This is a genomic window from Bacillus sp. FSL W8-1143 (assembly GCF_037965155.1).
GTDB lineage: Bacteria > Bacillota > Bacilli > Bacillales > Bacillaceae > Bacillus > Bacillus pumilus.
Genome location: NZ_CP150182.1, coordinates 3,324,055 through 3,347,837, shown reverse-complemented (window position 1 = coordinate 3,347,837; position 23,783 = coordinate 3,324,055). Strand labels below are relative to the sequence as shown.

General features: G+C 40.8%; 25 protein-coding genes. 20 read left to right on the top strand and 5 right to left on the bottom strand.

Annotated features, from left to right (window positions below; genetic code table 11):
• From NSQ36_RS17165 to NSQ36_RS17110, 12 genes are all read left to right on the top strand, one after another.
• Positions 1 to 540: a TIGR01440 family protein gene (locus NSQ36_RS17165; RefSeq protein WP_003214786.1), complete on the top strand. Its 540-nt coding sequence runs from the start codon at positions 1 to 3 to the stop codon at positions 538 to 540.
• Positions 541 to 717: 177 nt separating this feature from the next.
• Positions 718 to 1,965, top strand: a complete 1,248-nt coding sequence (gene glyA / locus NSQ36_RS17160; RefSeq protein WP_012011552.1) for a serine hydroxymethyltransferase — start codon at positions 718 to 720, stop codon at positions 1,963 to 1,965.
• A gap of 148 nt (positions 1,966 to 2,113) precedes the next feature.
• Positions 2,114 to 2,743, top strand: a complete 630-nt coding sequence (gene upp, locus NSQ36_RS17155) for a uracil phosphoribosyltransferase (protein WP_003214553.1) — start codon at positions 2,114 to 2,116, stop codon at positions 2,741 to 2,743.
• Between the two features lie 496 nt (positions 2,744 to 3,239).
• Complete coding sequence (locus tag NSQ36_RS17150; protein WP_003215321.1) at positions 3,240 to 3,623, top strand: ATP synthase subunit I; 384 nt, start codon at positions 3,240 to 3,242, stop codon at positions 3,621 to 3,623.
• Between the two features lie 7 nt (positions 3,624 to 3,630).
• A complete protein-coding gene (atpB, locus tag NSQ36_RS17145) occupies positions 3,631 to 4,365 on the top strand; it encodes a F0F1 ATP synthase subunit A (RefSeq protein WP_003215198.1) in 735 nt (244 codons plus the stop codon).
• Positions 4,366 to 4,413: 48 nt separating this feature from the next.
• Positions 4,414 to 4,626, top strand: coding sequence for a F0F1 ATP synthase subunit C (gene atpE / locus NSQ36_RS17140; protein WP_003214968.1), 213 nt, complete (start codon positions 4,414 to 4,416; stop codon positions 4,624 to 4,626).
• A gap of 120 nt (positions 4,627 to 4,746) precedes the next feature.
• Positions 4,747 to 5,268, top strand: coding sequence for a F0F1 ATP synthase subunit B (gene atpF, locus NSQ36_RS17135; protein ID WP_003214532.1), 522 nt, complete (start codon positions 4,747 to 4,749; stop codon positions 5,266 to 5,268).
• On the top strand, positions 5,265 to 5,810 hold the full coding sequence (locus NSQ36_RS17130; RefSeq protein ID WP_012011549.1) for a F0F1 ATP synthase subunit delta: 546 nt from the start codon (positions 5,265 to 5,267) through the stop codon (positions 5,808 to 5,810). Before atpF ends, NSQ36_RS17130 begins: the two co-directional genes overlap by 4 nt.
• Before the next feature lie 16 nt (positions 5,811 to 5,826).
• Positions 5,827 to 7,335, top strand: a complete 1,509-nt coding sequence (atpA, locus tag NSQ36_RS17125; RefSeq protein WP_003214775.1) for a F0F1 ATP synthase subunit alpha — start codon at positions 5,827 to 5,829, stop codon at positions 7,333 to 7,335.
• An 88-nt stretch (positions 7,336 to 7,423) separates the two neighbouring features.
• Positions 7,424 to 8,290 carry a F0F1 ATP synthase subunit gamma gene (locus NSQ36_RS17120; RefSeq protein ID WP_003214656.1) on the top strand — a complete coding sequence of 289 codons (867 nt, stop codon included), beginning with the start codon at positions 7,424 to 7,426 and terminating at the stop codon, positions 8,288 to 8,290.
• Positions 8,291 to 8,314: 24 nt separating this feature from the next.
• Positions 8,315 to 9,736, top strand: a complete 1,422-nt coding sequence (atpD, locus tag NSQ36_RS17115; protein ID WP_034660283.1) for a F0F1 ATP synthase subunit beta — start codon at positions 8,315 to 8,317, stop codon at positions 9,734 to 9,736.
• A 24-nt stretch (positions 9,737 to 9,760) separates the two neighbouring features.
• Positions 9,761 to 10,156 carry a F0F1 ATP synthase subunit epsilon gene (locus tag NSQ36_RS17110; RefSeq protein ID WP_003214592.1) on the top strand — a complete coding sequence of 132 codons (396 nt, stop codon included), beginning with the start codon at positions 9,761 to 9,763 and terminating at the stop codon, positions 10,154 to 10,156.
• Positions 10,157 to 10,197: 41 nt separating this feature from the next.
• Here NSQ36_RS17110 and NSQ36_RS17105 read toward each other — a convergent pair whose 3' ends face one another.
• Positions 10,198 to 10,671, bottom strand: coding sequence for a hypothetical protein (locus NSQ36_RS17105; RefSeq protein WP_321999838.1), 474 nt, complete (start codon positions 10,669 to 10,671; stop codon positions 10,198 to 10,200).
• 170 nt (positions 10,672 to 10,841) lie between these two features.
• On the opposite strand from NSQ36_RS17105, the gene NSQ36_RS17100 reads away from it, so the two are divergent.
• From NSQ36_RS17100 to NSQ36_RS17075, 6 genes are all read left to right on the top strand, one after another.
• Positions 10,842 to 11,072 carry a DUF1146 family protein gene (locus NSQ36_RS17100; RefSeq protein ID WP_003214947.1) on the top strand — a complete coding sequence of 77 codons (231 nt, stop codon included), beginning with the start codon at positions 10,842 to 10,844 and terminating at the stop codon, positions 11,070 to 11,072.
• A gap of 128 nt (positions 11,073 to 11,200) precedes the next feature.
• Positions 11,201 to 11,935 carry a YwmB family TATA-box binding protein gene (locus tag NSQ36_RS17095; RefSeq protein ID WP_251190695.1) on the top strand — a complete coding sequence of 245 codons (735 nt, stop codon included), beginning with the start codon at positions 11,201 to 11,203 and terminating at the stop codon, positions 11,933 to 11,935.
• A 32-nt stretch (positions 11,936 to 11,967) separates the two neighbouring features.
• A complete protein-coding gene (gene murA / locus NSQ36_RS17090) occupies positions 11,968 to 13,275 on the top strand; it encodes a UDP-N-acetylglucosamine 1-carboxyvinyltransferase (protein WP_003214862.1) in 1,308 nt (435 codons plus the stop codon).
• Positions 13,276 to 13,531: 256 nt separating this feature from the next.
• Positions 13,532 to 14,557: a stage II sporulation protein D gene (gene spoIID / locus NSQ36_RS17085; protein WP_044140138.1), complete on the top strand. Its 1,026-nt coding sequence runs from the start codon at positions 13,532 to 13,534 to the stop codon at positions 14,555 to 14,557.
• Positions 14,558 to 14,883: 326 nt separating this feature from the next.
• Complete coding sequence (locus tag NSQ36_RS17080) at positions 14,884 to 15,582, top strand: VWA domain-containing protein (protein WP_081112358.1); 699 nt, start codon at positions 14,884 to 14,886, stop codon at positions 15,580 to 15,582.
• A gap of 82 nt (positions 15,583 to 15,664) precedes the next feature.
• On the top strand, positions 15,665 to 16,342 hold the full coding sequence (locus NSQ36_RS17075) for a VWA domain-containing protein (RefSeq protein WP_339206209.1): 678 nt from the start codon (positions 15,665 to 15,667) through the stop codon (positions 16,340 to 16,342).
• 52 nt (positions 16,343 to 16,394) lie between these two features.
• On the opposite strand, the gene NSQ36_RS17070 is transcribed toward NSQ36_RS17075, so the two are convergent.
• The gene (locus NSQ36_RS17070) at positions 16,395 to 18,743 is read right to left on the bottom strand and encodes an FdhF/YdeP family oxidoreductase (RefSeq protein ID WP_050944434.1); all 2,349 of its coding nucleotides are present in this window, start codon (positions 18,741 to 18,743) and stop codon (positions 16,395 to 16,397) included.
• Between the two features lie 82 nt (positions 18,744 to 18,825).
• Positions 18,826 to 20,091, bottom strand: a complete 1,266-nt coding sequence (locus NSQ36_RS17065) for an OFA family MFS transporter (protein WP_339206207.1) — start codon at positions 20,089 to 20,091, stop codon at positions 18,826 to 18,828.
• A gap of 134 nt (positions 20,092 to 20,225) precedes the next feature.
• On the opposite strand from NSQ36_RS17065, the gene fdhD reads away from it, so the two are divergent.
• Both fdhD and moaA read left to right on the top strand, forming a co-directional pair.
• A complete protein-coding gene (gene fdhD / locus NSQ36_RS17060) occupies positions 20,226 to 21,014 on the top strand; it encodes a formate dehydrogenase accessory sulfurtransferase FdhD (protein ID WP_050944433.1) in 789 nt (262 codons plus the stop codon).
• Between the two features lie 10 nt (positions 21,015 to 21,024).
• Complete coding sequence (gene moaA / locus NSQ36_RS17055; protein ID WP_339206204.1) at positions 21,025 to 22,035, top strand: GTP 3',8-cyclase MoaA; 1,011 nt, start codon at positions 21,025 to 21,027, stop codon at positions 22,033 to 22,035.
• 253 nt (positions 22,036 to 22,288) lie between these two features.
• On the opposite strand, the gene rpsN is transcribed toward moaA, so the two are convergent.
• Together rpsN and NSQ36_RS17045 are read right to left on the bottom strand one after the other, a co-directional pair.
• Positions 22,289 to 22,558 (bottom strand): 30S ribosomal protein S14, encoded by a 270-nt coding sequence (gene rpsN / locus NSQ36_RS17050; protein WP_339206202.1) that lies wholly within the window; start codon positions 22,556 to 22,558, stop codon positions 22,289 to 22,291.
• 16 nt (positions 22,559 to 22,574) lie between these two features.
• Positions 22,575 to 23,771, bottom strand: coding sequence for a GTP-binding protein (locus NSQ36_RS17045; protein WP_050944430.1), 1,197 nt, complete (start codon positions 23,769 to 23,771; stop codon positions 22,575 to 22,577).
• Positions 23,772 to 23,783: the final 12 nt, after the last annotated feature.

Sequence of the window (23,783 nt, the reverse complement as noted above, 5' to 3'; positions counted from 1 at the left end):
ATGAACATTGGTCAAGATTGGCTTGAAATGTTAAAAGAGTTTCATCAAATGGTCGAACTGCGTGCTGGGCAAATCTTAGTGATCGGCTGCAGTACATCAGAAGTGGCTGGTGAGCATATTGGGACAGCAGGAAGTGAGCAAATAGCTGCGTCCATTTATCAAGAATTGGATCAGCTAAGACGAGAGACCGGCATTGAGGTCGCTTTCCAGTGCTGTGAGCATTTGAATCGTGCTCTTGTTGTGGAGGAAGAAGTGGCTTTCCGGCTTAATCTAGAGATTGTGGCGGCAGTACCTGTTCGAAAGGCGGGTGGTTCGATGGCGGCTCATGCGTATCAGCACATGGAACATCCTGTGTTAGTTGAATCCATCGAGGCGCATGCTGGGATCGATATCGGTGATACATTCATTGGGATGCATCTAAAGAGAGTCGCTGTACCTGTTCGCCTTAGTCGGCATCAATTAGGACATGCACATGTGACGTTTGCGAAAACGCGTCCGAAGCTGATTGGCGGAGAACGAGCGGTTTATACAAAATCTTAGCTAAGATATATTTCTAATATAATGTTGAATGATGAAGGCGCTTCACCACTTGAATATTCGGTTTTTCGCAAAAAAAGAAGTCAATTTTCCAAAAAAACTTTTACATTTCACTCAAAAACCGTGTACAATGAGATGGTGAAAACATCGAATGGAAATAGATTGGAGAGGATTTCGCTGATGAAACATTTACCTGAGCAAGACGCACAAGTATTCAAGGCAATTCAACTAGAGCGGAAACGCCAGCAAGACAAAATTGAATTAATTGCATCAGAAAACTTTGTAAGCGAAGCAGTCATGGAAGCGCAGGGCTCTGTATTAACAAACAAATATGCAGAGGGTTACCCTGGTAAACGCTACTATGGCGGTTGTGAACATGTAGACGTTGTAGAAGATATCGCACGTGACCGCGCAAAAGAAATTTTTGGCGCTGAGTATGTGAACGTACAGCCTCACTCAGGTGCTCAAGCGAACATGGCCGTATACTTTACCATTCTTGAGCATGGCGATACAGTGCTAGGTATGAACTTATCACATGGCGGGCATTTAACGCACGGAAGCCCTGTTAACTTTAGTGGTGTACAGTACAACTTTGTAGAATATGGTGTTGATAAAGAAACGCAGCATATCGACTATCAAGATGTACTTGAAAAAGCACGTGAACATAAGCCAAAGCTAATTGTTGCGGGTGCAAGTGCATACCCACGTCAAATTGATTTCAAAAAGTTCCGTGAGATTGCGGATGAAGTCGGTGCTTACTTTATGGTCGACATGGCTCACATTGCAGGTCTTGTTGCAGTAGGTCTTCATCCAAATCCAGTTCCTTATGCAGATTTTGTGACAACGACGACTCACAAAACATTGCGTGGACCTCGCGGCGGAATGATTCTATGCCGTGAAGAGTTTGGTAAAAAGATCGACAAATCGATCTTCCCTGGTATTCAAGGTGGACCACTGATGCATGTCATCTCTGCAAAAGCTGTTTCTTTCGGTGAAGTATTGAACGGAGATTTCAAAACATATGCACAAAACGTCATTGACAATGCAAAGCAGCTAGCTGAAACCCTTTTATCTGAAGATATTCAGCTTGTGTCCGGTGGAACGGATAACCATCTTGTTCTCATCGACTTGCGTTCTCTTGGTATCACAGGAAAAATTGCAGAAAATGTTCTTGATGAAATCGGTATTACAGTGAACAAAAATGCGATTCCTTATGATCCAGAAAAACCTTTTGTCACAAGTGGTGTACGTGTTGGCACAGCAGCAGTGACAAGCCGCGGTTTCGATCAAGAGGCAATGAAAGAAGTCGGTTCCATTATTGCGCTTGCTCTAAAACATCATGAAGATGAAGCGAAATTAGAAGAAGCGAAAAAGCGTGTATCTGATCTGACTGCCCGCTTCCCTCTATATAACGAATTAGATTATTAAAAAGCAGACCCATTTGCCTATTTTTGGCATGTGGGTTTTTTTTTGTAGGATTTGCGAATCATATTGAAAGATGATGTCTTTTTATGTAGAATTGTAGGAAGTGTGCAAAGTTCACCGGAAGATGACAGAAAAGGAGTTGTAGCAAGCAATGGCAAAGGTTTATGTATTTGATCACCCGCTTATTCAACACAAACTTACATATATTCGTGACGTTCATACAGGAACAAAAGAATTTAGAGAGCTAGTGGATGAAGTCGCAACATTAATGGCATTTGAAATCACAAGAGACTTACCGCTTGAAGAGGTAGATGTAGAAACACCTGTACAAGTAGCGAAATCAAACGTGATCTCAGGGAAGAAACTCGGTGTTGTGCCAATTTTAAGAGCAGGTCTTGGTATGGTGGACGGGATTTTGAAACTCATTCCAGCTGCTAAAGTGGGACATGTCGGTTTATACCGTGATCCGAAAACATTAAAGCCTGTTGAATATTATGTGAAGCTTCCATCTGATGTGGAAGAGCGTGAATTTATCGTAGTAGATCCAATGCTTGCAACTGGCGGTTCAGCAGTCGAAGCATTGAACAGCTTGAAAAAACGCGGAGCGAAAAACATTCGCTTCATGTGTCTGATTGCTGCTCCTGAAGGTGTAGAAGAAATGCAAAAGCACCATCCTGACGTTGATATCTACATTGCAGCATTAGATGAGAAATTGAACGAAAAAGGCTACATTATCCCAGGTCTTGGTGATGCTGGTGACCGTATGTATGGAACGAAATAACATGTTTTAATAAAAGCCCACATGCAAACGTGCATGTGGGCTTTTTGAAATATATGACAAACGGTTGATATCGTTCTTAGAAAAATCAATGTATACTGAACATTAGCTGTTTTTTTCAATGAATGTCACGTGTCTCCTAAAGTTTGATGAAATTGTGAACATTTTGTGTGCTCTATCATTATAGAAAAGTTTTTTAACTTTCAACGGATTGACACATCATAGACGCTATTGTATGCTAAACGAGGGTATTATGGTAAGGTTTTCATAGCCTATAGCACTCTACTAATCCTCATTGTGAACCCTTTAATTATCAGGGTTTGTATCAGCGAATGAAGCAACATCCCATAGATCTTTAGATTTCAAGTCTGATTGTGCAATTAGACCGATGGGTGATTGATTTTTTTCGAACAGGACTGCTTATCATAAGCGTCTTCTACGCAGTTTTCATCACCATTTATTACCTTTTTTACAATATTTTTCATCGGGAGTCAGATGAATGAACGATCCAAACGCGATTTTCCGCAGACAGAGTAAATACATGTTCTATCTATTGGCAATTTTTGTGTTTGGCTATGCCATGCCTGGTTTTAAACCACTGTTTCTTGGTTTGATTATCGGCACAATTTTTGCTTTCTTTAATTTATTCCTACTTATACGGAGAATGCACGCTTTTGATCGAGCGGTTAAAAAAGGAAAATCCATTCGTTCAATGGGAAGTACAGCCAGGTGGGCCAACGCAATTCTCGCAGTAGCGATTGCTTGGCGTTACCCTAATGAAGTTCATCTGGCAGGTGTTGTTATAGGATTAATGACAATATATCCTGTCATTATGATAGATTCCTTCATTCAACTTAAACGTTCTACTATGGAAGAGAGGTGAATACTCTTTGGGTCACAGTTCAAAAACGACAGAATTTTTAGGGTTAACGTTCAACTTATCCAATGTTCTCATGATTACGATTGCTAGTATCATCGTTCTTCTCATAGCGGTGCTGACTACTCGTGTTCTGTCTATTCGTCCGACAAAGGCGCAGAACTTCATGGAATGGATTGTTGATTTTGTTCGAAATATCATAGGTAGTTCGATGGACATGAAAACAGGAGCCCCATTTCTAGCGCTTGGCGTTACATTACTCATGTACATATTTGTTTCAAACATGCTTGGACTGCCATTTTCGATTACGGTCGATCACAACTTGTGGTGGAAATCACCAACAGCAGACCCTGCAATTACAATGACACTAGCGATTATGGTCATGGGATTGACACATTACTACGGTGTCAAGGCAAAAGGAGTCAAGGAATATACGAAAGACTACTTTAGACCAATTCCGCTTTTAGTACCATTGAAACTTATTGAAGAATTTGCAAACACGCTAACACTTGGTTTGCGTCTTTATGGAAACATTTTTGCTGGAGAGATTCTTCTTGGTTTGCTTGCAGGACTTGCGACCAATTTCTACACGCAAAACATTGCGCTTGGTATCGTTGGTACATTAGGTGCCATCGTGCCGATGATTGTATGGCAGGCATTTAGTTTGTTTGTCGGAACAATCCAAGCATTTATCTTCACCATGCTGACAATGGTGTACATTTCTCATAAAGTCAGCGACGAACACTAAAAAATTGAGAGTCCAAAAAGGACGTTATTTTAAAGGAGGAGCTTTTTAATGAATTTAATAGCAGCAGCAATTGCAATCGGTTTGGGAGCACTAGGAGCAGGTATTGGTAACGGTCTAATCGTATCTAAAACAGTTGAAGGAATCGCTCGTCAGCCAGAAGCTGGTAGAGAACTAAGAACTCTTATGTTCATCGGGGTAGCTTTAGTTGAGGCACTTCCAATTATCGCTGTCGTTATCGCATTCTTGGCATTCTTTGGTTAATATGTGAGAAGCGTTCTAATATGAATTTTAATGGCGAAGATCAGATTAGTTCGAAACTTCGCCATTCCTTTATGTTTTGTTTCTTAACATATTATTTAAAGAAGGGAGTTGCCGTACTAAATGTCTCAGTTACCAGTGGTTTTAGGAGCAGGTGGCTTAAGTTTCAACGCCGGGGATATGATATTCCAGCTGATCGCTATGCTCATCTTGCTTGCACTTTTAAAGAAATTTGCGCTTAAGCCTTTATTAGGGATTATGAAACAGCGTGAAGATTATATAGGAAATGAAATTTCAAGTGCTGAACAAAAGCACGTTCAAGCTGAAAAGCTTCTTGAAGAACAACGTGTCTTATTGAAAGAAGCACGCGAAGAATCACATACACTCATCGAAAATGCGAAAAAGATTGGTGAGAAACAAAAAGAAGAGATCATTCAAGCAGCACGTCAAGAGTCAGAGCGCTTGAAAGAGTCTGCTAGAACTGAAATCGTGAAAGAAAAAGAACAAGCTGTGGCTGCACTGCGCGAGCAGGTTGCATCACTATCTGTACTTATTGCATCTAAAGTGATTGAAAGAGAACTTGATGAGCAAGCACAAGAGAAATTGATTCAAGAGTATCTTAAAGAGGCAGGCGAAAGCCGATGAGCGTGACTATTGTCTCTAAGCGTTACGCTTCTGCTCTTTTTGACATCGTTCTTGCTTCTTCGGCAGTAGACGAAACTGAAAAAGAGCTGAATGAGATCAAAAAAGTTCTAAAGGCTGACCAAGAATTGAATGACTTTCTTGTTCATCCAAAGATTACGGCAGACAAAAAGAAACATTTGATTGCAGAAGCTTTCAAAGGTGTTTCGACACATGTATTGCACACAATGTATTTATTGATTGACCGCGGACGCACGAATATTTTCTCTGAAATGACGTCTGAGTTTGTGAAACTGGCAAACCGCACGAAACAAATAGACGATGCGATCGTGTATTCAGTGAAACCGCTGAGCGGTGCTGAAATTCAATCTTTATCTGAAGTATTTGCCAAAAAAGCCGGAGTCACATCACTGCGTGTTGAAAATGTGATTGACAAGGATCTAATAGGCGGAGTGAAAATCCGTATCGGAAACCGCATTTATGACGGCAGTGTCAGCGGAAAGCTTTCCCGCATTGAACGTCAGCTTGCAGGCGAAAATCGTTAGAAGGGGTGAAACCTTAGTGAGTATCAAAGCTGAAGAGATTAGCGCGCTGATAAAGCAGCAAATCCAAAACTATCAATCTGAAATTGAAGTAAAAGATGTCGGTACAGTCATCCAAGTAGGGGACGGTATCGCGCGTGTACATGGCCTTGACAACATTATGGCAGGAGAGCTGGTTGAGTTCTCTAACGGTGTAATGGGTATGGCTCAAAACCTTGAGGAGTCTAACGTAGGTATCGTTATTTTAGGACCTTACAAAGATATCCGCGAAGGTGACGATGTAAAACGTACAGGTCGTATCATGGAGGTTCCAGTTGGTGAAGAGTTAATCGGACGTATTGTGAACCCACTTGGTCAGCCTGTTGATGGACTAGGTCCAATTTTAACAAGCAAAACTCGTCCAATCGAAAGTGAAGCACCAGGCGTTATGGATCGTAAATCTGTTCATGAGCCGCTTCAAACAGGGATTAAAGCAATTGATGCCTTGATTCCAATCGGACGCGGACAGCGTGAATTGATCATTGGTGACCGTCAAACAGGTAAAACATCTGTTGCAATTGATACGATCCTAAACCAAAAAGATCAAGACATGATCTGTATTTATGTAGCAATCGGACAAAAGGAATCAACGGTTCGTGGTGTTGTTGAAACACTTCGTAAGCATGGTGCGCTTGATTACACAATTGTAGTCACAGCTTCTGCATCACAGCCAGCCCCACTTCTTTACCTTGCTCCTTATGCAGGTGTAACGATGGGTGAGGAATTCATGTATAACGGCAAGCACGTACTTGTTGTATATGATGACCTTTCTAAACAAGCGGCAGCTTACCGTGAGCTTTCATTATTGCTTCGTCGTCCTCCAGGTCGTGAGGCATTCCCTGGTGATGTTTTCTATCTTCACTCTCGTTTATTAGAGCGTGCAGCGAAGCTTAGTGACGAAAAGGGTGGCGGTTCTATCACAGCATTGCCTTTCGTAGAAACGCAAGCTGGCGATATCTCTGCATATATCCCAACAAACGTTATTTCAATCACAGATGGACAGATTTTCTTACAATCTGACCTCTTCTTCTCAGGCGTACGTCCGGCAGTAAACGCAGGATTGTCTGTATCCCGTGTAGGTGGTTCTGCACAAATCAAAGCGATGAAAAAGGTAGCAGGTACACTTCGTCTGGATCTTGCTTCTTATCGTGAGCTTGAAGCATTCGCTCAATTTGGATCTGATCTAGACCAAGCGACTCAAGCAAAATTAAACCGTGGTGCTAGAACAGTTGAAGTCTTAAAACAAGACTTGAACAAACCGCTTAAAGTTGAAAAACAAGTAGCGATTCTTTATGCACTTACAAGAGGATATTTAGACGATGTCGCGATTGCTGATGTCAAACGTTTCGAAGCTGAGTTATTCATGTACATTGAAGAAAACCATAAAGGCTTGTTTGACACGATCTCTCAAACAGGAAACATGCCTGCTGATGAAGAGTGGAATACAGCAATCGAAGGCTTTAAACGTACGTTTGCACCAAGCAACTAATTAGTAATCTTTCCGAGAGAAAAAGATTCTCTTTTTCTCTCTTTTCACGTAAATGAACACGGATTCCTGAAAAAAGGTGGTGAAATCTTTGGCCTCATTACGCGATATAAAGTCAAGGATCACGTCAACGAAAAAATCGAGTCAGATCACAAAAGCGATGCAAATGGTATCAGCTGCGAAACTGAATCGTGCTGAAAACAATGCGAAGTCTTTTGTTCCTTACATGGAAAAAATCCAGGAAGTCGTTGCTGCAATCGCAACTGGAACAAGTGCTAAGCACCCAATGCTTCTTTCAAGACCTGTTAAGAAAACAGGGTATCTCGTCATTACATCTGATCGAGGACTTGCAGGACCTTTTAACAGCTCGATTTTGCGTGCCGCTTACCAAACCATTCAATCTCGTCATCAATCTGCTGATGAATATGCGGTGATTGTGATTGGTAAAATCGGACGCGACTTCTTCAAAAAGCGCGGTATTCCAGTTATTTCTGAAGTCACAGGGCTTGGAGACGAAGTAGCGTTTGCTGATATTAAAGAATTAGCAAGCAGTACAGTTCAAATGTTCTCTGATGAAGCGTTTGACGAACTTTACATGTTCTACAACCACTTTGTCAGTGCCATTTCACAAGAAGTAACAGAGAAGAAATTATTGCCGCTAACGGACATTTCGGCCGCAGCGACACCCAATAAACGTTCCGCATCTTATGAGTTTGAGCCTTCTGAAGAAGAAATTCTTGAAGTTCTCCTTCCTCAATATGCAGAGAGTTTGATTTTCGGTGCGCTTCTTGACAGCAAAGCAAGTGAACATGCTGCAAGGATGACAGCAATGAAGAGTGCAACAGACAACGCAAAGGAATTGATCGACGGCCTGACACTCTCTTACAACCGTGCTCGTCAAGCAGCGATTACACAAGAGATTACAGAAATTGTCGGCGGAGCAGCTGCCTTAGAATAGAAATAATTGTCAGGAGGGAATGCAATGAAAACAGGACGCATCAGTCAGATCATGGGACCAGTCGTAGACGTTCATTTTGAAGACGGTCACTTGCCTGAGATTTATAATGCGATCAGAGTTTCGCATAAAGCGGAAAGTGAAAGTGAAGTTACGATCGACTTAACTTTAGAAGTAGCACTACATTTAGGTGATAATACAGTCAGAACCATCGCAATGGCATCAACAGATGGTGTGAAGCGCGGTATGGAAGCTGTAGACCTTGGAAAACCAATTTCAGTACCAGTTGGTAACGTAACACTTGGACGCGTATTCAACGTACTGGGAGATAATATTGACTTAGATGAGCCACTTGGTGTGGAAGCTCAAAGAGATCCAATCCACAGACAAGCGCCTTCTTTTGATCAACTTTCTACAGAAGTTGAAATTCTTGAAACGGGTATTAAAGTTGTTGACCTTCTTGCTCCTTACATCAAGGGCGGAAAGATCGGTCTATTCGGTGGAGCCGGTGTAGGTAAAACCGTTCTGATTCAAGAATTGATCAACAACATCGCACAAGAACACGGCGGTATTTCTGTATTCGCTGGTGTTGGAGAGCGTACACGTGAAGGAAACGACCTTTACTACGAAATGAAAGATTCTGGCGTTATCGAAAAAACAGCCATGGTCTTCGGTCAAATGAACGAGCCACCAGGTGCACGTATGCGTGTTGCCCTAACTGGTTTGACAATGGCAGAGCATTTCCGTGATGAACTAGGTCAAGACGTATTGTTCTTCATCGATAACATCTATCGCTTTACACAAGCAGGTTCTGAAGTATCAGCCCTTCTTGGACGTATGCCTTCAGCGGTAGGTTATCAGCCGACACTTGCAACAGAAATGGGTCAGCTGCAAGAGCGTATCACGTCTACAAACGTAGGATCGGTTACATCGATTCAAGCGATCTATGTACCTGCGGATGACTACACGGATCCAGCTCCAGCAACAACGTTCGCTCACCTTGATGCAACGACAAACCTTGAGCGTAAGCTGACTGAAATGGGTATTTACCCAGCGGTTGATCCTCTTGCTTCAACATCTCGTGCACTTGCACCTGAGATCGTTGGCGAAGAGCACTATGCCATTGCGCGTGAAGTGCAGCAAACATTGCAGCGTTATAAAGAACTACAAGATATCATTGCCATTTTAGGTATGGATGAATTATCAGAGGACGATAAGCTTGTGGTACACAGAGCGCGTCGTGTTCAATTCTTCCTATCTCAAAACTTCCACGTAGCAGAGCAGTTCACTGGCCAAAAAGGTTCTTACGTGCCATTGAAAGAAACTGTTAAAGGCTTCAAGGAAATCTTATCTGGTAAATACGATCACCTTCCAGAAGATGCATTCCGCTTAGTTGGACGCATTGAAGAAGTGGTTGAAAAAGCCAAAGAGATGGGTGTAGAGGCCTAATCTGGTCCTTAGGAGGGTAAAAGCATGAAGACCGTTCAAGTCAATATCGTTACTCCCGACGGCCCAGTGTATCAAGCGGATGTGGAAATGGTCAGTGTCAGAGCAGAAAGCGGTGAGCTTGGTATTTTAGCTGGCCACGTTCCAATGGTTGCTCCGCTAAAAATCGGTGCAGTTCGCTTAAAACATAGTGGATCAACTGAATTGGTTGCAGTAAGTGGCGGATTTGTTGAAGTTCGCCCTGAACAAGTAACCATTCTTGCTCAGGCCGCTGAAACATCAGATAAAGTTGATGTCGATCGTGCGAAATCAGCGAAACAGCGTGCTGAAGAGCATTTGAACCACCCGAATGAAAGTGATGTACGCCGGGCGGAACTCGCATTAAAACGGGCATTAAACCGTTTAAATGTAGCAGGGAAATAAAACAGAAAATCCTTCTTATCACAATGATAAGAAGGATTTTTTTAGAATGACATGAGAGATTGATACATCGACACATAAGGATGAGAATCCTGTGTTTCAAGATATAAGTGCTCGCAAAACTGCGTACTATGCCACGTTTTATTGTGCCGGCGCAAACCCAGCGTATATTGATGCGGAGAGTCCATATAAGGACGTACCACCCAGTCAGCATCCGAATGATGTCGGAGGACAACCTCTCCCATATATACACTCATCATCGCCTCTAATGCATCTATTGGCATTTTCCACTCAGCAAACAGCTGCTTGGTAAATGCATCAAAGTAAAGTGATTCTAACTGATACAGGCTTTCCTCAGAGTAATCCAAAGAAATGTTATGAAAATGACACAATTGCGCTAATTCTTCTAGCTGTGTCTGTCTATAATCAAAGTAGAAAGCAATGGCCTCCCATTCATGATCAAATGAGGGAACCAGTTCTCCGTACAAATCAACAAAGTCAGGAAAAGAATCTTTCAATATGTTCAGCTCCTTCCACACGCAGTATATCATCTCCTTGGCACCAGGATAAGAGGGGATTTACTCTAAATGTAGCTCTTTTTTCCAAATGATTCATCTTTCCGATTTTCGAGGATATAATGAAAGGGAGTTTTCCTTTACAGAAATAAATATAAGGAGGATTCAACTGTATGGAAGACGTAGGACAACAAGCAATTGTTAGTATTGTGATCCACCTGTTTTTTATTGCGATTACATGGTGGGCATTGCTTGCCGTTAATATTGACCCACTGATTAAAAAAGGGAAAATCATTCAGGCAAGATTGCTGATGATGCTCATTACCATTGCTATTGCATCTGCAGTCAGCAATTTCTTCCTTGATTACTTAAATTTCTCCAAACAAATACCTTATATGTTCTAACATAAAAGGTTTGGTCACTGCCTTATGCGGGAACGTAAAAAGAAGTGTCAAAAGTATGGCCTTTGATGACTTTTCCACGTATGCATAGACCTCCTTGCGGCAACACTTGTAGCAAGGGGGAATGACAAGTGAGAAAGTATGTAAAAGGTTGGCCATTATTTGCGTTTATTCTTTTTTTTGTTCTGATGATTCAAGGTGTTCGTGCGGAAGAATCTTCTCCGCTCGTCCAAATAGCAGAAGGTCTAAAAAACCAGCAAATTGAAGTAGATGGATGGACTCTTCACGCCAAAACAAATGTAGACATTTCATCCGAACAATTTTCAAAAAAAGTGAAACGTTTGAGAGACGAACTACGACAGTATGAGTGGACCGAAAAAGAAGAAGAACATGTCACCAAAGTCACAGGAATTTACAAAGATGAAAAAAATGATACATTATCGAAAATTTTACTCGTGAAGACCGACACAAAATCCAATCAAAAGTCGTATTTATTATATGAGCAAAAAGGTGCTCGCCCACTGAATACCTGGAAGCATACATATGATCAGTTCGTACGTCATGCAAAAAGCATATTACAAGAGAAATTTGTAATTTTTACTTGTCTCGATGGTCATGTAAATGGTATGATGGATGTTGTTTTGCAAAAAAAGGCTGAAATGTTAGCAAATGAATTTCAAGCAAAACCAGTTGAGTATCTCGTTGAGTCTAATTTTGTGTCGCTTTCCGCTTACACAGATAAGTGGGAACAGTTCATTATGACTTCAAATGATAAAATGAATGTTCAAATTGCCATCAGAAGTTCGGAAATGAACGAAAATCATACGATTACGGTTGGCACACCAATCGTAACGACTGAATATTAATATAGAGAATTTGGGACGCGGAGGGGAAGACCTTGGAAAAAATCATCGTCCGCGGCGGTCAAAAGTTAAACGGCACAGTTAAAGTAGAAGGAGCAAAAAATGCCGTTTTACCAGTTATCGCTGCATCTTTGTTAGCAAGTACAGAAAAAAGCGTAATTTGTGATGTACCTACGCTCTCCGATGTATATACAATCAATGAAGTGTTACGTCATTTAGGAGCAGAAGTACATTTTGAAAATAACGAAGTATCAGTGGATGCATCTCATGCACTAGAAACTGAGGCTCCGTTTGAGTATGTCCGTAAAATGCGAGCGTCTGTGCTCGTCATGGGACCACTTTTAGCAAGAACAGGTCATGCAAGAGTTGCATTACCTGGAGGCTGTGCGATTGGTTCAAGACCAATTGACCAGCATTTAAAAGGCTTTGAAGCAATGGGAGCTAAAATTCAAGTAGGAAATGGTTTCATCGAGGCTGAAGTTCAAGGCCGTTTAAAAGGTGCGAAAATCTATTTGGATTTCCCAAGTGTTGGTGCAACTGAAAACATCATTATGGCAGCAGCATTAGCTGAAGGAACAACGATTTTAGAAAACGTAGCAAAAGAACCTGAAATTGTTGATTTGGCAAACTACATCAATGCCATGGGTGGTAAGGTTCGCGGAGCTGGTACTGGTACAATCAAAATCGAAGGTGTGGAAACACTTCACGGTGCAAAACACAACATCATCCCTGACAGAATTGAAGCAGGTACTTTCATGGTGGCAGCAGCCATTACAGAAGGAAATGTTCTTGTGAAAGGCGCAGTGCCGGAGCACATGACATCACTTGTAGCAAAAATGGAAGAAATGGGTATTCAGATCATTGAAGAAGAAGAAGGTTTAAGAGTCATTGGACCATCTGAGCTCAAGCCAATCGATCTAAAAACAATGCCACATCCTGGTTTCCCAACGGATATGCAATCTCAGATGATGGCGCTATTGCTTCGTGCGAACGGAACAAGCATGATCACAGAAACGGTATTTGAAAACCGCTTTATGCATGCAGAAGAATTCCGCCGTATGAATGGTGATATTAAAATTGAGGGTCGCTCTGTTATTATCAACGGGCCGGTTCAACTTCAAGGTGCTGAAGTGTCAGCGACTGATTTAAGAGCAGGAGCAGCACTTGTACTTGCTGGATTAGTAGCAGAAGGTCATACACGTGTCACTGAGTTGAAGCATATCGATCGTGGTTATGTGAACTTCCACCAGAAGCTTGCAGCAATCGGTGCAGATATTGAAAGAGTAAATGATGAAACAGCAGATGTGACACAAGAACAAGTTGTATCAGATCTGAACGCGTAATCATAAAGAAATCAGTGTGTCCATTGGGGCATGCTGATTTTTTTTAAGAATCATAGAATGCTTTATTTTAAAAGCTTATCATTAGTCTATCCAACCATCTTAAATTTTATTCATAAAGACGAACAGTAAAATCAGTTGATAAAGAGTCTCTTATCTTCATCAAAAGACTTGTCCACTGAATGAAAGAAGCTGTCATATTAGCTTGTCCCCGCCCATAGGATAAAAGAGATTCAATGACAAATGGGGGCAGCCAAATATGAAACCAATGATATGGACAATCGCAGGAATATGCATCATTATTTTAATGATTCCAACTTTACTTGTGTTGCCGACGTTTCAAGGGAAACCGGAGGCAAGTCAGCATGTATCAGCGGAGCCATCAGTTAAAAAAGAAGTGAAGGGTACAGTCAAATTGAAGCAATCACCCGTCGCTATCCCCGTCTATCGTTCAGCTCATCAGCAGGTAGAAAACATCCCCTTAGAAGAGTACGTGATCGGTGTCGTAGCATCTGAAATGCCAGCTGATTTTGAGATGGAAGCACTTAAGGCACAGGCACTCGCCGCAAGAACGTATATCGTCAGACAAATGATCATCGATAAGACCGTCAAATCACCAAAGGGCTCTCTTGTAGATGATACCCAAATGTTCCAAGTGTATAAAAACAAGCAGGAACTCAAGAAAATTTGGGGAAAAGCGTACAATTGGAAGTTAAAAAAAGTCACAGAAGCTGTCGCCAGCACACAAGGAAAAGTGCTCACTTATGACGAGAAACCAATTGATGCCTCATTCTTTTCAACAAGTAATGGGAAAACGGAAAATGCCGAAGCTTATTGGAAAAATGAAATCCCATATTTGAAAAGTGTTTCAAGTAAATGGGACGAAAAATCGCCAAAATTTCAAAACAAGAAAACCATCCCAGTTAGTGAATTTCAGCAAAAATTAGGTGTGACGCTCACTCAACAGGCTCAGGTAGGACAGATAGTAGAGCGGACACCAGGAAATCAAGTAGCAAAAGCCGTAATAAACGGTAAAACATTGACAGGCAGAGACATCCGAGAGTCATTAGGACTTCATTCAGCAGACTTTACATGGGAACGACAGGGCCAGCAAATTATCATTACGACAAAAGGGTATGGCCATGGTGTTGGAATGAGTCAGTACGGTGCGCATTATATGGCACAGTCAGGCAAAAAAGTAGATGCTATCGTGAAACATTATTATAAAGGGATTCAAATTGAATCAGCAGATCGTTTTCTTAACACGTATATGGCTAAAAAATAAAGCAAAGGTGCCTCCAGAATAGGGGCATCTTTTTTGTGTGTTCCAAGAGTTTTGAACAGAATGTGTCAATTTGCGACTTAAGACGCACCTCAGGAAATCTTAAACATTTACGTCCCGACAAGAACCGATGGCCGATACAAAGCCCCTCGAAAGAAGGAGAAAACAAGAGAAAAAATGATGTGTTGGGTGAATGTATCTAGACAACTGACAGATTTTTAGTGATTTTGATGAAAGAGAAAAAGGGACCGAGTCCTATACCATTCCAAGACAGAATATTTTAAGATTAAGATGTTTCAATTTAATACATAGGGAGGAAGGAAAAAATGATGTTGAAAAAAGTATTTACACTCGTAACCTTAGCTGTATTGACATTATCTATGTCGATCTCTTCACCTGTATTTGCAAAAGCATCTACAGTCAAAAAACATAACAAAGATGTAAGAGTCACCATCTTACTTGATGCAAGTGGAAGCATGGCAAGAAAAGTAGAGGGAGAACGCAAATTTGACCTCGCAAAACAAGAGGTATTTAAATTTGCTCAGTCACTTCCAAAAGACGCTAAAATTCGTATGAGCTTGTTTGGCTCTGAAGGAAACAACAAAAATTCAGGTAAAGCTCAATCATGTGAAGTCATTAGAGGCGTTTATGGCGTACAGCCTTACGAAAAAGAAAGCTTTGAAAACTCTTTAAACGGACTTGGACCAAATGGCTGGACACCGATTGCTCGTGCTCTTGAACATGCAAAGCAAACGGATGAGCAGCTTAATAATGGAACAAAACATATTGTGTACCTCATCACTGATGGCGAAGAAACTTGTGGCGGAGATCCAGTAAAAGTAGCAAAAGAATTGCATAACTCAAAAGGTTCGACTGTTGTTAATGTCATTGGATTAGACTTTAATGATGGCTATGAAGGTCAATTAAAGCAAGTAGCCAAAGCTGGTAAAGGCCATTACTACCAAGCAAGCACTGGTAAAGAAATGGGTTCTATCCTGTCAGCAGAATCATTAAAACTACACGAATAACTTGCTGAACAAAAGGGAAACGATTGATGTATGCTTTCGTTTCTCTTTTTCTGTACAAATGTAAAAAGGGAGGTTTTTATGAATGAAACGCAATATCGTATTAACCATTTTGGCTAGTCTTGTCCTGCTTCTTTCTTCACCAGCTCATGCTGTGACAAAAAAACAGGAGCCGGCTCATGTGGTGATATTACTCGATCTAAGCGGCAGCATGGCGCAATCAGTTGAAGGCGAAAAGAAAATCGATATCGCCAAACGTTCTATTCAAAGCTTCGCAAGTATTTTATCAGATGATACACAAGTTCTTCTTCGTGTGTTTGGTCATGAAGGAACCAATAAAAATGCTGGAAAAGCAATTTCTTGTGAAAGCTCTGAAGCCGTTTTTGGATTTGGATCATATGAGTCATCAACATTTCAGCAAGCGCTGAATGTGTATAAGCCAACCGGATGGACACCACTTGCAAAAGCATTAACAGATACGAAGCAAGATTTTGAAGATCACCAGGCTGAAGGGAAAAATATTGTCTACGTCGTCAGCGATGGTCAAGAAACTTGTGGAGGAAGCCCTTCACAAGCAGCAAAGGAATTACATGAAGGTGGAATTGACACCATTGTTAATATCATCGGCTTTGACGTGAATGAAAAAGAAGCCAGAAGTCTCAAGTCTGTTGCAAAAGCGGGTGGTGGACAATATCAACCGGCTGCAAATGCAGAAGAATTGAATCACATTCTACAAAATGCAGCGAGCACTTTTAGTCAGTAGGATATGAATGGGAGCTGGGGATTGTTTTCCCCAGCTGTTTTTTAGTTGAAGATCAATTCAAGGTGGTTTCTAATTCATCAATTCGTTTCTCCACGTAGTGCTGGTCTTTTCTTGCATGAAAGGTTTCGGCTTTTTCTAATATGGCCGCCGTATTATATTCGGGAATCTGTGAGTAGCTCTCATACACACCCTTTGGAATTAAAACGTTCCCTTCAGGCCAGTAAACAGCGATATTGCCACGTTTCAACTCCCCAAATTGAGCGACTCCTTGGTAGGATCCATACTGATTAAACAAAACAACTGGATCACCTTCTTTGACATAAAGCTCTTTAGCATCTTCTTCATTCATCAAGATAGAATGACGCTTCCCACCATTAAAGGCATCCTTTTCACTATAGATCATAGAGTTGAATTGCTTTCCTCTTCTTGTCGTAATATTAAAATGTCCCTCGGTTTTTCGGTATTGAGGCAGCTGGGCAGGAAGAAGATGTCCTTTGCCATCCGGTGTTGGACACTCTCCGTCTTCACATAGCCAGGCACCTCCCCATTGGAAAACGTCTCCTTTATGACGTAAATGCTGGATGCCATCATAGTTTCGATTTGCGATCGCAATCTCACGGCGAATGTCTTCAGCCGTTTCGAAATGAATCAGCTCAGCATCTTGTGGACGTACTCTTTTTGCAAGATCCATATAAATATCCCATTCTGCTCTGGCTTCCTCAATCCGAGGTCCTTCAATTTCTGGACTGAAATATACCATGCGTTCCGTACTAGTGGAAGTACCGCCTCCTGGCTGCTCATATCTTGTCATAGCAGGGAGAATAATTACCGTCTCTTCTGCCTCTACAAGTGTAGAGGTATTCAAAATGATATCTTGATGGACACGAAGTTCAAGCCCAGATAAAGCTTTCTCAATCGCATCTGGATTTGGCATCGTTTCTAAAAAGTTCCCGCCACTCGTAAACAGCATTTTGAGTTTTTGCGGATGTTCTTTAGGGAGAGCCATTTTCTCAAATGATTGCCCAATGGTGTCACCATGCCATTTCGGAATGTCAAACCCCCAAATCTTTTCGATTCTTTCAATATTCTCTTCATCAAAATCACTGCCCGGCAAAACAAACGGGTCAGCACCCATTTCACCAGAACCTTGAACACCGCTATGCCCGCGAATTGGCATGACACCACAATGTTTCCTGCCAATAAACCCACGTAACATAGCAAGGTTGGCAACCTGTGATATATTATCAGTTGCAAAGCGGTGCTGAGTAAGACCCATGCTCCAAATGAAAACGCCTGAATTGGCATTGGCAAGAAGGATCGCAAATTCCTTCATTCTTTCTTTTGATAAGCCTGATGATGCTTCAAGGTCTTCCCATTTCAACTGTGCGACATGCTGCTGTAAATCCTGTATGCCGGTAGTATGGGCTTGAATAAATTCATGATCAAGAGCGGAATGGGGCGCGTGCTGCTCCATGTCAAACCAATGTTTGATGACACCATTCATAAACGCAATATCGCCGCCTATATTGACTTGATAGAAATCATCCGCGATTTTTGTGCCGAATAAAGCACTTTCTGGAATAGAGGGAACCCAGTACTTTTCCATGGCAGGCTCTTTGTACGGATTGATGACAATAATTTTGGTTCCTTTCTTTTTCGCCGCATACATATATTTAGTGGAAACGGGCTGATTGTTTGCTGCGACAGATCCCCAAAAAATTAAGACATCTGTTCCGATCCAATCGTTGTAATTACAACTGGAGGCTCCTATCCCAAGGGATCGCTTAAGAGCGGTTTTGCTCGGTGAATGACAAATACGAGACGCATTATCAATATGATTTGTCCCGATAAAGCGAGCTGCCTTCGCAGCGGTATAGTAGACTTCATTTGTAATTCCTCTAGCTGTTAAATAGAAAGCGAGCTGCCGTTTATCAATTGATTTGATTTTAGCTGCGATTTGATCTAATGCATCATCCCAGGAAATACGTGTAAAGGCATTGTCACCTTTTTTTCGAATCAGTGGATAAGGGATACGGCCAAGTTTGCGGAGAGTAGTGCTGTCCATTTGTTTGAGCTGTTGAATGTCTTCAAACCATTTTGGATCAATAGCTGGCATTGTATTAAGACGAAGTACATTTAGTCTTGTGGTGCATATATGAGGTCCTGCGAGCGTTTGGTCATATAGCCCTGAAACACCAAGGGCACAGCCGTCACACACGCCTTGCGTTAAAATGCGATATGCATAGGGGAGATTATCCTTGTTCTCCCAAGCCACTTTCATCGTATCTCGAATGTGTTTCGGCTTTACTTTTCCAAGTCCCATAGGCGCAAAAGAGGCCCATAGCTTTGGTGAGGGTTTTTTATTAAGCTTAATAGGCCCCTTATGTTTTGTTTTCCCCATGATATCATCACCCTCCTATTACTTTATAAAGCGTTTTCATATCTAAAAATTACCTTTAGATTGTGATTCTGTCAAATTCAAATTAAGGTCGGGATGAGACAGAAGCAGCAGCAGTAAGGTTTGTTTCTCTAAGCTGCTGAATATCCTTCCGTATGAGAAGAGATATGATAAAAGCGATGAAAAATAAGCCAGAGAACACCATCAGACTCTGCGTGTAGTTACCTGTTATATCCCGGATAAAGGATGAAAATAAAGGTCCTGCTAAACCAGCAGTTGCCCAGGCTGTCAAAATATAACCGTGTATGGCACCAAGTTGTTTCGTGCCAAATAAATCCCCAATATAGGCTGGAATTGAGGCAAACCCTCCTCCATAGCACGTATAAATGATCGCCATCACGATTGAAAAGACGAGCGGTTCTTTTAAGTAGGGAAGTAAAGGAAAGGCAATGAGCTGGATACTAAAGAAGATTGTATACGTATTCGGCCTTCCGATATAATCTGAGAAGGAAGCCCAGCCAATCCGTCCTAAACCATTAAAAGCACCTAAAATGCCAACAAGGGTAGCTGCAGCACCAGCAGTGAATCCAACACTTTCTTGAGCAAGAGGCGATGCTACTGAAATAATGGCAATTCCGCATGTGATATTAATAAAGAGCATGAGCCACAAATAATAAAAACGTCGTGTTTTGATCGCTTCATTTGCTGTAAGGTGTGATAAATCCTGAGGGATTTTTCTTTGATTTGTTTTTAACACATCAAATTGTTTGACGTCATCAGGTGTTGGTGGTGATAAATAAAGAGATGAAATCACCATGATCATAAAATAGGAAATTCCAAGAATGTAAAAGGTATTTGCGATATCTACTTTTTCAATGAGATATTGGATAATTGGGCTGCAAATAAGAGACGCAAATCCAAAACCCATAATAGCTAAGCCGGTTGCAAGTCCTCTTCGGTCCGGAAACCATTTCACTAAAGTTGATACAGGTGCAATGTAGCCTACCCCTAATCCTATCCCAGCGAGTACACCATAAAATAAATAGAGGAGAGGGAGTGAGGACATGTGTACAGCGAATCCTGACCCTGTCATCCCGATACCGAAGAAAATGGCTGAGAAGAGCCCTGATGCCCTTGGGCCATATCTTTCAACGAAATGCCCCATGAAAGCAGCAGATAATCCTAAAAATAAAATAGCAATACTGAAGGTCAGGCTTATTTCTGTCAATGACCACTGAAAGGCCTGATGTAAAGGATTCGTAAAAACACTCCAAGCATAAACAGACCCAATAGATAAATGAATTCCTACAGCACTTGTTGCGATGAGCCAGCGATTTTTCGATTTATTCATTTTGTTCCCCCCATATAAAGCAATCAAAAAGTTTGATAAGATAGAAATATGTTACATTTTTATGACTTTTTAAAATAATATCACAATTTGATTGGTTCATATAACTAAATTTGTGCTGAAAGGAAGATCATACAATGAATCCTTCTGTTAAAAAGAAACGAGTTATACACCAATACCGTGAAGGTCAATTTACTTGCAAAACAGATGAAGTTGTAGAAGAATTTCCTTTAACTGTGATCGTGAATGGAGAGGAATTTGTAACACTTGTTTGTTCACCAGATCATTTGAAAGAATTGGTGATCGGTTTTTTAGCTTCAGAAGGAGTCATTCGATTTGAAAATGAGATTAAAAGGTTTACAATAGATGAAAGTATGGGCTTTGCCTATGTTGATTTAGTTCACTCAAGCCGATTTCAGTCATCAGATTTTACAAAGCGGGTGATTGGTTCTTGCTGCGGGAAAGGGAGACATTTTTATTTTCTCCAAGATGTGAAAACAGCAAAAACAGCCATTGATCGAATCAACATTTCTGCTGATACTTGTATACGCCTAATGAAATGTTTACAAGAAGAAAGTCAATTGTTTCAACATACTGGTGGTGTGCATAATGCTGGACTGTGTGACACAGAAAAACTATTCATCACTAGAACTGATATAGGAAGACATAATGCTTTAGATAAAATATATGGATACTGTTTACTTCATCGAATTCCGCTTAGAGATAAAATCCTTGTGTTTAGCGGCCGGATATCGTCAGAAGTTCTATTGAAGGCAGCAAAACTAGGAGTGTCGATCGTCATCTCAAAATCAGCACCAACTGAGCTGGCGCTTAATATGGCAGAAGAATTAAATATCACGACAGTTGGATTTGTCAGAGGAGAATCTTTTAATATATACACTCACCATCAGCGTATAACAGAATAGGAGGCAAAGTATGGACAGTATATTGGATAAGAGACATCGACCATTGCGCGATTTAAGAATCTCAGTAACAGATCGCTGTAACTTTAGATGTACGTACTGTATGCCTGCTGAAATTTTTGGACCAGATTATCCTTTTTTGAATAAAGAAGAACTGCTTAGTTTCGAAGAAATTGAACAGCTTGCTACCCTTTTTGCAAAGGACCTAGGTGTGGTGAAAATACGCATCACGGGTGGTGAACCCTTAATGCGAAAAGATTTGCCTATCTTAATAGAAAAGCTCTCGAAAATTCCAGGAATCGAAGATATTGCTATGACAACCAATGGAACGCTTTTACCTGTATATGCTGAAAAGTTAAAGAAAGCAGGTCTTCAAAGAGTCACCATTAGTTTGGATTCATTAAACCCTGACCGTTTTAAGCAAATGAACGGAAGGAATATTTCTATCCAAAAAGTGTTTGATGGGATTGAGGCTGCAAAAAAAGCTGGACTTGCTATTAAGATCAATATGGTTGTTCAAAAAGGTGTGAATGATCAGGATGTCTTACCAATGGCAGCTTACTTTAAAAAAGAAGGACATGTTCTCAGATTTATCGAGTTTATGGATGTCGGAAATACGAACAAATGGAATCTAGAGCATGTCATGACAAAGAAAGAGATTATTGGTCTAATTGATTCAACATTTCCCATCAAACCAGAACCTCCTCAATATCCAGGTGAAGTAGCCAACCGATTCTATTACCAAGATGGTTCAGGAGAGGAGATAGGCATTATTTCTTCTGTTTCAGATGCCTTTTGTGGAACATGTAATAGAGCGAGACTTTCTGCTCGCGGTGAATTGTTTACATGTCTTTTTGCATCATCGGGTTTTGATCTGAAGCGGGTGATTCGCTCAACAAAAGATAATGAAGATATAAAGAACATATTGAAGGAACTATGGTCGAATAGAGATGATCAATATTCAGCTGAGAGAGAGCAGAAGAAAGATCAGAAAAAAGTTGAAATGTCATACATCGGTGGGTAGTGACAACAAAGTATCATGATCATGATTTTTTGAAAAGTAGAGAAAATGTCATAGTCATTGTTGAAAATCCTTTTATAGAAATAGGTCTATTCATCTTAGAATCCTGTCATGATCAAAAACCAGCAGAAACTCTGCTGGTTTTTAAAATGTTATTTTGTGGCTCAAAAAGGTTGAGATATGCTTAGAAAATAGATTTTTCAACATTTTTTACTGCTTTACTTTTATGGGAGCTGTGATAAGATCAACTCAATCTTTACCAGCTCGATTTTTTCACTCCTGGAATTTGGCCCTTATAGGCAAGCTCACGAAAAGCAATTCTAGACATTTTAAATTTTCGTAAGTAACCTCTAGGACGACCGGTTAACTCACAGCGGTTTTTTAAGCGAGTAGGGGAAGAGTCTCTAGGTAATTTCCTTAAAGTTTCATATTCACCTTTTTCTTTCAACTCTTTTCTTAATTCTGCATATTTCAATACAAGCTGCTGCCGCTTTTTTTCTTTAGCAATTTTAGATTTCTTTGCCACTTAAAACCCTCCTTGCTTAATGTTGGATTTTCCATTGAAAGGGGTCTTCAAACGTAGTCCATTCTTGATCAAATTCCTCAGGTGTGAGTAAGCATTGATCAAGTGTGCGAATGATATCTGCTTTAGGTAAATCTACGCCAATAAACACAAGTTTTGTATGCCTGTCACCAAATTCTGCGTCCCACTCATCAAGAAGCTCTGGTTCTTGCTTTAATATCTGTGCTTTTTCTTGCTCAGGCAAGGCAGCAATCCAGTAGGCAATTGGTTCAATCGCAACAGATTTTCCAGCCTGTGAAATTAAAATGGTTAAATCATGATGTGTGGCAAGCCATGTAAATCCTTTAGCGCGAACTATTTGCTCTGGCATCTGATCTAACCAATTATTTAACCTGCCAGTATGGAAGGGAAGTCTTCTTTCATAAACAAAGGATGAGATTTGGTATTCTTCTGTTTCTGGCGTATGCTGAGAATGCCCAGCGTTGATTTCTTTAATCCAGCCAGCAGAAGCACTGGACTTTTCAAAATCGAATAAACCAGTATTTAAAATGTCACTTGGCTTTACTTGCCCTTTTGAGGTTCTGATGATAGATGCTTCTGGTTGAAGTGTGGTCAGCACGTGCTCAAGTCGGTCTAATTCTGAGTTTGATACTAGATCACACTTATTGATAATCAACACATCGCAAAATTCAATTTGATCAATCAGTAAATCGGAAATTTCTCGTTCGTCATCATCGGAAACGGCTTGTTTACGGTCTAATAGACTTTCTCCTGACTGGAAGTCGGTCCAGAAACGGTTCGCATCTACAACAGTGACCATCGTGTCTAGCCGGCAAAAGCGCGTCAAATCTATCCCCATTTCTTCATCAATATAAGAGAAAGTTTGCGCGACTGGAATAGGTTCACTAATACCTGTTGACTCAATGACAATATAATCAATATGACCAGTCTTACATAGGCGCTCTACTTCGATTAACAAATCTTCTCTTAATGTGCAGCAAATACAACCATTAGATAATTCAACTAGCTTCTCATCTGATCGAGAGAGCTCACCGCCTTGTTTGATTAGTTCTGCATCAATATTAATTTCGCTCATGTCATTAACAATAACAGCTACTTTTAACCCTTTACGATTTTGTAGTACATGATTTAATATCGTTGTTTTTCCAGCTCCTAAAAAACCACTTAATACTGTAACGGGTATTCGCTTATTCATTTCCTTCTGTCC